12 protein-coding genes and 1 tRNA gene are annotated in these 12822 nt (G+C 32.7%); 5 read left to right on the top strand and 8 right to left on the bottom strand.

Annotation, left to right across the window (positions count from 1 at the left end; translation table 11 throughout):
- Both GWI68_RS13300 and putP read left to right on the top strand, forming a co-directional pair.
- Positions 1–588 (top strand): IS3 family transposase (locus GWI68_RS13300; protein ID WP_166539075.1); only part of this gene is annotated, 588 nt, incomplete at its 5' end.
- Positions 589–860: 272 nt separating this feature from the next.
- Positions 861–2345: a sodium/proline symporter PutP gene (gene putP / locus GWI68_RS13295; protein WP_109407791.1), complete on the top strand. Its 1485-nt coding sequence runs from the start codon at positions 861–863 to the stop codon at positions 2343–2345.
- Between the two features lie 114 nt (positions 2346–2459).
- On the opposite strand, the gene GWI68_RS13290 is transcribed toward putP, so the two are convergent.
- From GWI68_RS13290 to GWI68_RS13280, 3 genes are all read right to left on the bottom strand, one after another.
- Positions 2460–3290 (bottom strand): hypothetical protein, encoded by an 831-nt coding sequence (locus tag GWI68_RS13290; RefSeq protein ID WP_166540596.1) that lies wholly within the window; start codon positions 3288–3290, stop codon positions 2460–2462.
- 603 nt (positions 3291–3893) lie between these two features.
- Positions 3894–4724, bottom strand: a complete 831-nt coding sequence (locus tag GWI68_RS13285; protein WP_166540595.1) for a hypothetical protein — start codon at positions 4722–4724, stop codon at positions 3894–3896.
- A gap of 220 nt (positions 4725–4944) precedes the next feature.
- A complete protein-coding gene (locus tag GWI68_RS13280) occupies positions 4945–5781 on the bottom strand; it encodes a hypothetical protein (protein WP_166540594.1) in 837 nt (278 codons plus the stop codon).
- Between the two features lie 317 nt (positions 5782–6098).
- On the opposite strand from GWI68_RS13280, the gene GWI68_RS13275 reads away from it, so the two are divergent.
- Positions 6099–6542 carry a DUF6386 family protein gene (locus GWI68_RS13275; protein ID WP_166540593.1) on the top strand — a complete coding sequence of 148 codons (444 nt, stop codon included), beginning with the start codon at positions 6099–6101 and terminating at the stop codon, positions 6540–6542.
- A 328-nt stretch (positions 6543–6870) separates the two neighbouring features.
- Here the strand turns inward: GWI68_RS13275 and GWI68_RS13270 are convergent, their stop codons facing one another.
- The 5 genes from GWI68_RS13270 to GWI68_RS13250 all read right to left on the bottom strand — a co-directional run bounded on the left by GWI68_RS13270 (position 6871) and on the right by GWI68_RS13250 (position 10276).
- Complete coding sequence (locus GWI68_RS13270; RefSeq protein WP_166540592.1) at positions 6871–7836, bottom strand: hypothetical protein; 966 nt, start codon at positions 7834–7836, stop codon at positions 6871–6873.
- The gene (locus tag GWI68_RS13265) at positions 7833–8822 is read right to left on the bottom strand and encodes a tyrosine-type recombinase/integrase (protein ID WP_166540591.1); all 990 of its coding nucleotides are present in this window, start codon (positions 8820–8822) and stop codon (positions 7833–7835) included. The genes GWI68_RS13270 and GWI68_RS13265 overlap by 4 nt, the downstream gene beginning before the upstream one ends.
- Entirely contained in the window at positions 8809–9249 is a 441-nt protein-coding gene (locus GWI68_RS13260) for a hypothetical protein (protein ID WP_109407784.1), read from the bottom strand. The genes GWI68_RS13265 and GWI68_RS13260 overlap by 14 nt, the downstream gene beginning before the upstream one ends.
- Before the next feature lie 14 nt (positions 9250–9263).
- Positions 9264–9488, bottom strand: a complete 225-nt coding sequence (locus GWI68_RS13255; RefSeq protein WP_166540600.1) for a phage repressor protein CI — start codon at positions 9486–9488, stop codon at positions 9264–9266.
- Positions 9489–10200: 712 nt separating this feature from the next.
- A tRNA-Lys gene (locus GWI68_RS13250) sits at positions 10201–10276 on the bottom strand.
- 259 nt (positions 10277–10535) lie between these two features.
- On the opposite strand from GWI68_RS13250, the gene cycA reads away from it, so the two are divergent.
- Positions 10536–11948, top strand: a complete 1413-nt coding sequence (cycA, locus tag GWI68_RS13245) for a D-serine/D-alanine/glycine transporter (protein WP_166540590.1) — start codon at positions 10536–10538, stop codon at positions 11946–11948.
- 306 nt (positions 11949–12254) lie between these two features.
- Positions 12255–12689 carry a universal stress protein gene (locus GWI68_RS13240; RefSeq protein WP_109407759.1) on the top strand — a complete coding sequence of 145 codons (435 nt, stop codon included), beginning with the start codon at positions 12255–12257 and terminating at the stop codon, positions 12687–12689.
- The last annotated feature ends 133 nt before the right edge of the window (positions 12690–12822 follow it).

The following is a 12822-nucleotide window of genomic DNA, read 5'->3' as shown; positions in this document are numbered from 1 at the left end:
CATCAGTTACTGGTGCCTAATAAACGGGCTTATCATCGAACAACCTTAAGCCATCATCGTTTTCATCGGCATCCAAATTTAATTAAGTCAGGGTTTATCCCCACACAACCAGAACAGCTTTGGGTGGCAGATATTACCTATTTATCGACGCATGAAGGTGATACTTATTTAAGTTTAATTACGGATGCGTATTCACGAAAAATCGTGGGATATCATTTAGATAACAATATGAAAACAAGTTCAGTGAAGAAATCGTTGGTTCAGGCGTTAAAAAAACGGACTTCGACAACTTCGTTAATCCATCATTCAGATCGAGGGATACAGTATTGTTCTTCGGAATATCAGAAGATACATAAAGAGCATAATATTCAATGTTCTATGACTGATGGGTATGATTGTTATCAAAATGCCTTAGCAGAACGAATTAATGGAATATTAAAAATGGAGTATCTACTGATAAAACCGAGTAATCTGGAACAAGCAAGAAAATTAGTAGAAGAATCAATTCAACTCTATAATGAAAAACGGCCACACTTATCGTTAAACTATAAAACGCCCGATGAAGTACATCGAGCGTTTTATGCCTGAAAAGTTGTCAACCTATATCAGGACTAGTCAATGTTGTTCAAGTTAAGACAAATAGTGTGAAGTGATAAACAAAAATTAAACATTTAAACGTTAATTTCTTGTTAAATGCAGTTAACTTATTCTAGGATTGATGTGAATGTTTTATCTATTGCTGTAAGAAATTATTTTAATTAAAAACTGAAAAGATCATTAATGCGCAACGAAGTGCAACGTTCCTGTACAAGTCAGAAGCATATCGATGATCGAAAACAGATTTATGGAGAACTGCAATTATGGCCTTAACTTCGCCAATGCTAATTACATTTACGATCTATATTCTGGGTATGCTTTTTATTGGCTATCTAGCTTATCGCTCAACAAAAAACTTTGATGACTATATTTTAGGGGGGCGACGGCTAGGCAGTGTAGTGACTGCGCTTTCAGCGGGTGCTTCAGATATGAGTGGATGGCTATTAATGGGATTACCTGGTGTAGTTTTTTTCGCTGGTATTTCTGAAAGTTGGATAGCTATTGGGCTCTGTTTAGGTGCATGGCTAAACTGGCGTTTAGTTGCAGGGCGTTTACGTTTGCAAACTGAAAAAAATAATAATGCATTAACGTTGCCTGATTATTTGACATCTCGCTTTGATGATAAAAGCAAAATGCTACGTATCATTTCAGCATTAGTTATTCTTACCTTTTTTACTATCTATTGTGCGTCTGGTGTGGTTGCTGGTGGAATGCTATTTGAATCAACCTTCCATATTCCTTATCACGAAGCAATGATTTATGGTGCGCTTGCAACAATTGCCTATACTTTTTTAGGTGGCTTTCTTGCTGTAAGCTGGACTGACACTGTTCAGGCAACACTCATGATTTTTGCTCTGATCCTAACACCGATTATTGTGATTTTCTCCATTGGTGGCATTGATACTTCTATTGCAATTATTAAAGCTAAAGATCCGTCTTATCTTGATATGTTTAAAGGTCTTGATTTTATCGCCATTATCTCTTTATTGGCGTGGGGATTAGGTTACTTTGGGCAACCTCATATCTTAGCGCGTTTTATGGCCGCAGATTCAAATCAAACAATTCGTAAAGCACGTCGTATCGGTATGACGTGGATGATCCTTTGTTTGGGTGGCACAGTTGCGGTTGGGTTCTTTGGTATTGCTTATTTTGAAATGAATCCGGCACAAGCAGGGGCTGTAACGGCGAAAAATGAACGTATTTTTATGGAATTGGCTTCATTGCTCTTTAATCCGTGGATTGCAGGTATTCTGCTGTCTGCAATTCTGGCTGCGGTAATGAGTACATTAAGCTGTCAATTATTAGTCTGTGCAAGTGCGTTAACAGAAGACTTATACAAGCCTTTCATCCGTAAAAGTGCAAGTCAAAAAGAGCTGGTTTGGGTAGGGCGTGGCATGGTGTTATTAGTTGCTATTATAGCGATTTTCTTAGCTCGTGATCCTAATAATAAAGTTCTCGATTTAGTAAGTAACGCATGGGCAGGATTTGGTGCCGCTTTTGGCCCTGTTATTCTTATCTCTGTGATGTGGAAGCGTATGACACGTAATGGTGCTTTTGCAGGGATGTTGATTGGTGCTTTAACTGTATTGGTGTGGATGCAATATAAATGGTTCGGGTTATATGAAATTATTCCTGGCTTCATTTTTGCCTCTATCGCGATTGTTGTTATTAGTTTAATGGGCAAAGAACCAAGTAAAGCAAATCAACAACGCTTTGATGAAGCAGAATCACTATACCGTAATACATAATCGTTAAGATACTTAATATAGAGTTTGGAAGTAAAGGTCACGGAGCTAAATAAAGTGACCTTTATTTTTTGATAACAGGGCACATTTAAAAGGAAGTTAATAAAAGCTAACTTATTAATAATATTCAAATTTATAATATACTGTAGCTGTACTGGTATCGATTAATTTGTCACGTTGTTTAATGGTACTAACCATATCCCACATCACACAATTATTATATTTATCCCATTCTTTACATGTTTTATCATACTCCCGAACATCATCGTATAAGCTCGTATATATCTGTATATGTTGTAATATTTTTCCATCTTCGCCATAACGGAATTCTGACATGACATCATTATTATTATTTATTGTTTTTAATAAGCGGCCTTGTTCATCATAATGATAATGAAAGACATTTCCTTTATTATTAGAATTAGAGTCAATAATTGTTGATAATACAATTTTATTATCTTGGTATGAAAATTGACTTCTATCTATACCCATTAATGAACCATCATTGTCATAAAAATAAGATGTTTTTCCTATTAACTGATTTTGCTTGTTTTTATTATAAAATTCACTGAGGTAGAGAGTATGAGTTCGATGGCGGTTTTTTAATTGGTATATCTGTTTTATATTATCAGGTGATGGCGTTCTTAATAGGTTAGTCTCAATATTTTCATGGATATATTCTTGTGTAGAGAAACTGTATTTAGTGAGAAAGCCACATTCATCAAATTCAGTTTCACCTTGAAATGCTTTTAATCGACCTTTCTCAGGTAACTTGCTGGTGATGTTAATTGACTTTACTGGGCCATATGTAAAGTTAATTGTAATGAATGCGTTATTAGCGATATTTATCTGTTTTTGTGATTCATCACAAGAGATCTGTATCGCAAAAGCAGAGGGGGTAATAAAAAGAGAGCAGAGAAAAAAAATAAGAATTAATGGTAATTTCATGTAATGAGCCATCTTAAATTTTTATTAAAGGAAACCACGCTACAGAGCATATCATCATTAATTTACCTAAGTAATTTTACATAAATTATTTTTTAATGAAAGTATCATAGAAGAGTATTTAGTATGTGAAGAAAAATATAGAATAAATATATTAAAATAAATCTATTTTTGATGATGTTAAATTTTTTCACTCAAAAAATGAGCTTACAATCTAAATATGATTATTGATAAATGATTTATCATATAAAGGATTGCATCATTACTATCAATTTATTTTTACCAAGTTACTCTTGTTTAAAACATTTTATGGAATTGTTAATTGTAATCTAAAAAATAATTGAGTAGCTTTACAATTAATTGATTTGTAATAAGCCGTTCTATTTTATGGTTTTTTTTATTTTTTTTGTAGGTAAAATGTTAAATAAAATAATGAGCAATATTTTTGGTAAATTTGGATAAATAAAACAATACACAGTTAATGTAATAAGTTATCAAAAAAAGAGTATCGATATAAGTAACAGCGATTTTACTGCATAAAAAGCGTTTTTTTAACAATATAAGATCCTCAAATTGAGATTTCTTTATCCAAAAAAAAACAATAAGTTATTCATAATATTCATATTCATGGTAAACAGTGGCAGTGCTAGTGTCGATTAATTTATCATCTTTTCTTACTTCGCTTACCATATCCCAGATTAAGCAATTATTATATTTATCCCATTCTCGACAGGTGTTGTCATATTCTCTTATATCATCATATAGACTGGTAAATATTTGCATTTGACGTAAAATTTTACCGTCATTTCCATAGTGATATTCTAAGGTAATCTCATTATTATCAATCGCTTTTAAAAGACGTCCTTGCTTATCGTAGTGGTACTGAATTGAATTACCTTTATTTTCAGCAGTAGATCCAACAATAGTTTCCGCTACAATTTTATTATCTTTGTAAACAAGCTTAGTAAAATCAGTCCCCATCAGGGACCCATCATCATCATAGAAATAAGATGTTTTATCTATCAACTGATTTTGATTATTCTTTCCATAAAATTCAACCAGATAGAGAGTGTTTGATCTATGACGATTTTTTATTTGATATTTATACTTTAGGTTGTAAGGCGTTGACATTCTTAAAAGATTAGTTTCAATGTGTTCATGAATATACTCTTGTGTAGAAAAATCATATTTAGTCAAAATTCCACATTCATCAAATTGAGCTTCTCCCTGAAAAGCTTTGAATCGTCCTTTTTCTGGTAATTTACTGGTCGTTGTGATTTTTTTTATTGGTCCATAGTTAAAATCGAGCGTAATAAACATATTGTTGGCTTTGTTGACCTGTTTTTGTGATTGACCACAAGAGAGGGGCGTAGCAAATGCAGGTAATGTAATAAAAAGTGTGTATAGAGAAAAAATAAAGAGTAATGGTAATTTCATGTAATGGGTCATCTTAATTTTATTAAAAGAGAACATGCTATAAGAACATATTCATCATTAATTGATTTAAGTAGTTTTACACAAATTGTTTTTTAATGAAAGTATCACTCAATTTAATTGTAGATAAATAATAGAGAAGAAAATATAAAAACCAGTCTATTTTTGATAGTCTGATTTTTATATTAATAGTTTATTCTAGGAATAATAAAGTATCTTTATATTATTCGTAGTAAGTAAATTCGTTATGTAGCACAGCTTTACTGTAATTAATCATTTCATCATCAAATTTTATAGTGCTTTCGAGTTGCTCTTTTGTACAGTTATCAAATTTATCCCATTCAAGGCAGGTAGAGATAAAAGCTTTATCTTCGCCATTCATTCCTTTTATATAGTTTGCTTGTTTGATAACTTTCCCTTGATCGTCATATTGGTACTCAACGTTTATTTTTTCATCTTCTGTGACTAAACGTAGCCTTCCTTGTGGATCATAAGCATATTCGGTTGTAAAAACCTCTTCAGAAGAGGTTGATGAATGTGCGATCTCTTTAACGATACGTCCTTCTTTATAGTCGAATTGGCTAGTGAGTGTATCTATCAATTCTCCATCATTAGCATAGTATTGAGTGATCTTCTTATTGAGTCGATTTTGCTGATCTTTACTATAGTTTTCCTGCATATATATAGAATGTGAACCATAGGAATTTTTTAGTTGGAATTGATACCGAATAACTAAAGGATTATCAGGGGTTGTTCTTATCAAATTAGTTTCTATGCTACCTTCAATGTATTCCTGCATTGATGTGCTATCTTTTAGTAAGTTTCCACATTCATCAAGCTGAATTTCTCCTTTGAGCGCTTTAAAACGACCATCATTTGGCAACGTACTTGTCATCGTGACTGATTTCACTGGGCCATTAAAGGAACTGAGTAACATAATTGTAGTATTGGAAATATTTGTTTGTTTTTCAGCATCAGTGCATTGTGTTGAAGCCGCGATCGCTGAAAATGAAGAAAATGCATATAGTGAAAGAGAGAGAAGGAATAATTGTGATTTCATAAGTCCGTCCATGTATATACTTGTCATACTTTAAGCTACAGCGTTGTTGCTTGCGTTCATTCGTACTAGCCACATACTGATGTATGCTCCCAGCAACTTATTCATTTATCGCCTAGCTGTAACTTGAATTACTTAGAGTCTCTGTTTGTATATATTCAAGTTGTTACAAATTTTTAGAGTATAAGTAGTGCATAAAATAGAGGTCTAGTATAGAGAATTGGTTTACTAAATAGTATAGATAAAATCTTATATGATTAACCGACATATAAAGTGAATGATATATGTTGTACGATCAAAACTGTTTTTGGAGCATTAAGATGTCAAACGTATTTTCTTTTATGACTGATACTGCAACGCTGGCCGTTTTTGATTTACAAGCGATCCAACATCGAAAATCAGATACAGCAGATTGGTGGAGCATACCTGATGATGAGTTAGATGAAATGAATAAAGGTAATATTGCCTTTATTGATATAGGAAATGATGGTTTTTACACAATTAATCTATGCGACAACATTGAAGATGCGGATGTGAAGATAAATATAAATTGTCCATCAGGTGAAATTTTTATTGGTGCAGGAGAGGATACAACTGGCGGTGATTTAGAGCCTGATGATCCTGAATATCGCTCTGGAAAGATTATTTTTTTGCCAACCGGTAATTATGAGATTTCAGTAAAAAAGAAAGATGATAATTTATTAATCGCTTTCAAGAAAAGTAAAATAGGGACAAACTTACTCAACAGTGTATTTTATATTTAATAAATGTAGTTGACGATAATTAACCAATAATAATTTAGTGATTAGTTAAATTTTAAATAAGGTTTTAGTGAGTTACTTTTAATCACACCTCCTTATTAGATAAATATCTTATCTCTCTCCTCCATTTTTCAAAAAATAACTGATTAATCTTTCAGATACAAAAAAGCCACTTATTTCTAAGTGGCCTATCTGCCTGATTTCTCAGCGTAAAATTGGTGGGTCGTGGGGGGTTCGAACCCCCGACCAATTGATTAAGATTAGTATTCTTACTACTGTAAAATCAATAAGTTATATATTTTTCAATAAGTTGAAAAACGATAAGGCATGGCTATTCATGGTTGTTCTGGTTTTCTGCCGCCACTTTGTCGCCAATGTATGGATCATTTAATAAATAAAAATTAGGTATTAATTTTGTTATTTTCTCATCAGGGAAAATAACTAGAAAAATATTCTCTAAAATTGAAAATATTTTTGAAGTATTGGGAATTAGTTGTGAAACCAAATCATAATATTCATTAATTTCATCTGCTGTGTAAGAGTCATATGGCATATTAATTAAAATTTTTTGAAAATCAATTATATCTTCTTTTAATAGATATTGGCTTTTTATTTCAATACTTAAGATTTTCATTATTTTTTCAAAACTTTCAATATATTCTCTTAGGTGTGTACTATGATCAATGTTAAGGAAAGGCATTTCACTAATGTTTTTACTATGTTTGTCTGCTATTTTATGAAAAACATCTTGAGCTAATTTATAGTGGGTGATTGTATTCCATATTTCACGATTTATTCTGGATATTGTTTTTTTATTTATTTCAAATTTATAAAATTTTTCTCCAGAATTCATTTTTCTATAAATTAAATTAGAATTGTATTTTTCAAATAATTCATTATCATTAAACGCATTAAGATCATCTACTATACTTTTTTTTCTAGCATAATAAATATCTATGATATTTTTTTTCTCAGTGACTTCAATTTGTTTAGCTGTTTGAATTGAACGGTGTGCACTAACAACAAAAGCACCTAATATTGGTGATAGGGCTAAAATACCAAATGGAAATTTGCTAATTTCAAAAAAATTACTAAACCCTTTAAAATCAAGTCGTAAATAAAATTCACTCCAAATTCCAGATCCAAAATAAATACCTGATACTAATGGTGCTATGATTGCTAGCCAGAATAGCCATTGTTTATGAAGACTTTTTTCATTTAGAGTAAATTTATTTTTATGCCTAAATATAAAAACTAATGTTATTGTGACTAAAATTGCATAACCAATTAAAATCATAATGTATCCAACTTGGCCAAAGGATTAAACATCAGCGCATCATTTAAATGCTCTGGGGCGAAATGCGAATACCGCATAGTCATTTTAATATCGGTATGACCTAATATTCGCTGTAAAACTAAAATATTACCGCCTGACATCATAAAATATGAGGCAAAAGTATGTCGTAAAACATGCGATGATTGCCTATGGGGTAATTCAATATTGGCTCGTATTATTGCTGAACGAAAAGCAGAATAGCAGGGCGTAAATAATTGGCCTCTACGTTTCGGAATTTGATTAAACAACTCTTCTGATATAGGTACAGTTCTATTACGTTTACCTTTTGTTTTAGTAAATGTAATTTTGTAAGGGGTAACTTGTGAACTGGTTAAACCTTCAGCTTCTGACCAACGCGCTCCAGTAGGAAGTGCAATCTTGACAATAACAGATAAGTCTTTCGCTTTGCTTTTACCGCATTCTTGTAGCAATTGGATAATCTGTTCATCAGAAAGAAATGCCATTTCTGATCCATCAGTACGAAATGAACGAACATTCTTTAATGGGTTATCATCTTTCCACTCACCCAATCGATGCAACTCATTAAACATAGCGCGAAAATAAGCTAGTTCAAGGTTTGTTGTTCGTGGAGCAACAGACTTGATCCTGTCGGCACGAGTGATTTTTCCACTTAATCGCTTTTCACGATAAACAGAAAATAACTTAGCATTAAACTCAGTTGCTAAAGGTTCACCCATTGCTTGGCAACCGAATAACATCATTTGTTTTCGGCTTCCACCATCAGCTAATGTAATACCATGAGCACGAAACCAGATTTCAACCAATTCAGACAATAAACATTTATCTTCTGTTTGTTCAAGAACGTAACGTTCAAATGAAATAGCTTCACCTTTTGTGGTGAATACTTTTCTAATTCGTTTACCTGTTCGACCGTTAGGGTAGCTCTCAACTTGCCAACGAGCATCTGGTTGTTTAGTTATCAACATAAGAGAAAATCTCTCCGCAATTTTCAACTAATTTCTGGTACATAGAATCATATAAGAGATATTCTTCTTTTAATCTGCTTTTATTAGAATTATCCTTTAAGTATAGATCCATAGCACTTGCTATACCGTTAACTTGAGCGATTGATGTAGTACCTAAATATATAGGATTGTTACTGTCTATTTTGTTTGCTAATGATCCATATTTATCTTTGAGATCTTCGAGTTTGTTAGGGTAATAATTTTTATACCATGTATGGTAATAGTTATATTCTCTAGGTTTATCATCGGAATCCATACCAAAAAGAAAAATATCGTTCATCAATGAATATGAATCTCTAAAAGCTTCTTTTGCAATATCACATTCACTCATTTTTGCAGATACATTTAGAGATAATAACAATCCGATTGTTAATGCTAGATATTTCATCATTAATACCTTTCTTACTGATTTTCAATAATAGTAATTACTCGACCGTGAATTTTTATATCAGAAATTTCACAATCAAAAGCCATTCCAATATCTGAAACTCTAATGCGTTGCATAGGCATTCTAGTCAGTTCTCTAATACTATTTTTTCCATCAATTTCGATGAGCCATTTTCCATCGAAAACATCGTTATATTTTTTATCAATAATGAAGTAACTATTTCCATCTTGGATAGATATTGGCTCTGATAGTAAAAGCGATTGTTATCGAGTAGCATCGAATAAAACCTAATATGGGATTTTGCCTTATGCATCCTAATATTACAATCAACATAAACACGCCTTATCTTATCAATCGACGCGTTCAGCACATTCTAGATCAACCATTCGCGATATGATCGCAGAGGGATGTTTACCTGTGCGCACTAAGTCAACAAATTGTTACTATCCTTGTTCGTCAATATATCCATTTCTACGTTATTTAATGGATCTCATCGAGAGCGTGCAACTGCGCGCACATAATCCCACGAAATAAAATCATTTATGATGTAAAACGCACAAATCCGCACCCGTCTGCATAATTTGGATCTAAAAATTATTTCAGTTTGAATTTTTTACAAAACATATTGCGAGAGAGTGTGGTGATTGGATTCTTTGCGTAGGCGTTAAATAGAAATGATTAAGAAAATTTATTTTTGAGATGTTTGGTTAACATAGAGTGGATGTGAATGGATTATCTGGCTTTATTATTTTTAATGGTTTTTTATTCTATTTGTTTTTTATTAATTATTAAATTTATTACGACTAATTATTTTTAAATAAAATCGACAACTTTCGGCTTTCGGAAGGGAGAGATAAAAACTTGTGCGATACTTTTGCGACACTCAGCTATAAAAACAAAAAAGCCACTTATTTCTAAGTGGCCTATCTGCCTGATTTCTCAGCGTAAAATTGGTGGGTCGTGGGGGGTTCGAACCCCCGACCAATTGATTAAGAGTCAACTGCTCTACCGACTGAGCTAACAACCCGATGCGCAGATTATTCTCTTCTCAAAAGCGATGGTCAAGCCCTTATTTTAATTTTTTTTCAAATGGATAAAATATCACCAAATAAATTAAAGAAAGGATCTTATCTGGTTATCAAAGCATCATTCATTTTACTAAAAGTGATCTTTTCATTACTTACACTGAGATTTGTGTCACAATAATTTCGCAAACATATTGCCACGTCAAAAAATAAAATAGTGGCAAAACAACATCAAAAATATGAACACATTTCAGGTATGGTATGGAAGAGCAAACAGAAATTTCTCCTCCCGCTAGAGTGAAAAATGCCACTCTACAACGCGGGCTAACAAATCGTCATATTCAATTAATTGCTATTGGTGGAGCTATTGGTACTGGTCTATTTATGGGCTCAGGGAAAACCATTTCATTAGCTGGGCCATCAATTATTTTTGTCTATATGATAATCGGCTTTGTCCTGTTCTTTGTTATGAGAGCTATGGGAGAGTTGTTATTATCAAATTTAGAATATAAATCATTTAGTGATTTTGCTGGTGATTTATTAGGGCCTTGGGCAGGCTTTTTTGTCGGTTGGACTTATTGGTTTTGTTGGGTTATTACAGGCATTGCTGATATTGTCGCCATAACGTCTTATATTAGTTATTGGGCACCTAATTTCCCTGAATGGGGAACATCGTTTATTTGTGTGCTGACACTGCTTATTTTGAACTTAGCGACAGTAAAACTGTTTGGGGAAATGGAATTTTGGTTCTCCATGATAAAAATAACAGCTATTGTTTCTTTGATTATTGTGGGGATTGTTCTTATCAGTATTGGATTTGAATCTCCTGCGGGACATACAGCGGCATTAGAGAATATCTGGAATGATGGGGGAATGTTCCCTAAAGGGCTAAGTGGTTTTTTTGCGGGCTTCCAAATCGCTATTTTTGCTTTTGTCGGCATAGAATTAGTAGGAACCGCAGCGGCTGAAACACGTAATCCGGAAAAATCGTTGCCAAAAGCGATTAATGCGATTCCCATTCGTATTATTACTTTTTACGTTTTGGCTTTAGCAATTATTATGTCGGTGACACCATGGCGTTCAATTTTGGCTGATAAAAGCCCATTTGTTGAGCTATTTGTCATGATAGGAATACCCGCAGCTGCAAGTTTAGTAAACTTTGTCGTATTAACGGCAGCCGCGTCTTCTGCTAATAGTGGTATATTTTCCACAAGCCGTATGTTATTCGGTTTATCAAAAGAGGGCGAAGCACCAAAGCAGTTTAGCCAATTATCTAAACGAGCTGTACCTGCCAATGGACTGTTATTCACCAGTTTATGTTTATCATGTGGAATTGTATTAATTTACTTTATTCCCGATGTTATGCATGTATTTACCTTGGTAACAACAGTGTCGGCGTTATTATTTATGTTTATTTGGAGTATGATTTTATGCTCTTATTTAGTGTATCGTAAAAAACGTCCACAGTTGCATGAGAAATCTATTTATAAAATGCCATTAGGTATTTTGATGTCATGGCTATGTCTTGCTTTTTTTGCCTTTATGACAGTATTATTGGCTTTTGAACATGATACTCGCCAAGCGTTAAGTGTGACACCATTGTGGTTTATTGCACTAGCAATAGGCTATCAATATGTTAAAAAGAACAAACAAAAAAAGAATGTTCAAAAATAAAGTATTCATCGCGTAATGAAAGAGAAAAGCCTTATTTAATTTAATAAGGCTTTTTTTTTGAATTTTTTATTACTGATAAAATAATTCATTTATAAAAAGACATAATCTAAAATAAAGATATTAGACTTATATATCCATAATCTCATTATAGGCTCAATTATTAATTTAATAAGTGTATGCTTTGTTATTTACTGAGTGAAAAATAGGCGTTATTTAGGTGTGATAAAATATTTTTAAAATATGTTAACTACATCCGGTAATTTTTTAAAAATACACTATCCTACAATTAAAATAAAAGGAGGCGGTATGTATAAGAATATTTTGGTTCCCATTGATATTGATGAAGATAACCTGATGAACAAAGCAATTCCGTTAGTGGAAGATATTGCAAAAAATGAAGATCCTTATGTTCATTTTTTGTATGTACTCCCAAAACTTCCACAATCTTCTTATTATCGACTTGTTATGAATGGTGATCAATTAGATCAAGGATGCTTAAAAACGTCAGCTGAGAAAGAGTTAAAAAAAATTATTGAACGGTTTGATTTACCTGAAGACAGAATGCAAACACATATTTGCATAGGAACACCACGAGATGCCATATTGCAGGTTGCAGATGAAGTAAACGCAGATTTAATCGTAATCGGCTCTCATAATCCCGAAGATGATTCTTATCATATTGGTTCAACAGCTGCTGATATTACACGCTACGCTAAACGCTCTGTTATGGTGGTGAGATAAGACTTAGCAGACTGTATAGTTGTATAAGAGTAACTGCAATTTATAATAATACCGCTGTTATATTTGATTTTAATATAACAGCGGTTGTGTAACGAGATAGTGAGGATCGCACAAATCAATGGTTTTTATATTT

It is taken from the genome of Proteus sp. G2669, assembly GCF_009915245.1.
In the GTDB taxonomy this organism is placed as follows: domain Bacteria; phylum Pseudomonadota; class Gammaproteobacteria; order Enterobacterales; family Enterobacteriaceae; genus Proteus.
This window is presented reverse-complemented; position numbering and strand designations above follow the sequence as displayed.

What these genes read in the sequence shown, in the direction of transcription:
- putP (WP_109407791.1), top strand. Translation starts at nt 861, where the DNA reads ATGGCCTTAACTTCGCCAATGCTAATTACATTTACGATCTATATTCTG.
- GWI68_RS13290 (WP_166540596.1), bottom strand. Translation starts at nt 3,290, where the DNA reads ATGAAATTACCATTAATTCTTATTTTTTTTCTCTGCTCTCTTTTTATT.
- GWI68_RS13285 (WP_166540595.1), bottom strand. Translation starts at nt 4,724, where the DNA reads ATGAAATTACCATTACTCTTTATTTTTTCTCTATACACACTTTTTATT.
- GWI68_RS13280 (WP_166540594.1), bottom strand. Translation starts at nt 5,781, where the DNA reads ATGAAATCACAATTATTCCTTCTCTCTCTTTCACTATATGCATTTTCT.
- GWI68_RS13275 (WP_166540593.1), top strand. Translation starts at nt 6,099, where the DNA reads ATGTCAAACGTATTTTCTTTTATGACTGATACTGCAACGCTGGCCGTT.
- GWI68_RS13270 (WP_166540592.1), bottom strand. Translation starts at nt 7,836, where the DNA reads ATGATTTTAATTGGTTATGCAATTTTAGTCACAATAACATTAGTTTTT.
- GWI68_RS13265 (WP_166540591.1), bottom strand. Translation starts at nt 8,822, where the DNA reads ATGTTGATAACTAAACAACCAGATGCTCGTTGGCAAGTTGAGAGCTAC.
- GWI68_RS13260 (WP_109407784.1), bottom strand. Translation starts at nt 9,249, where the DNA reads ATGAAATATCTAGCATTAACAATCGGATTGTTATTATCTCTAAATGTA.
- cycA (WP_166540590.1), top strand. Translation starts at nt 10,536, where the DNA reads ATGGAAGAGCAAACAGAAATTTCTCCTCCCGCTAGAGTGAAAAATGCC.
- GWI68_RS13240 (WP_109407759.1), top strand. Translation starts at nt 12,255, where the DNA reads ATGTATAAGAATATTTTGGTTCCCATTGATATTGATGAAGATAACCTG.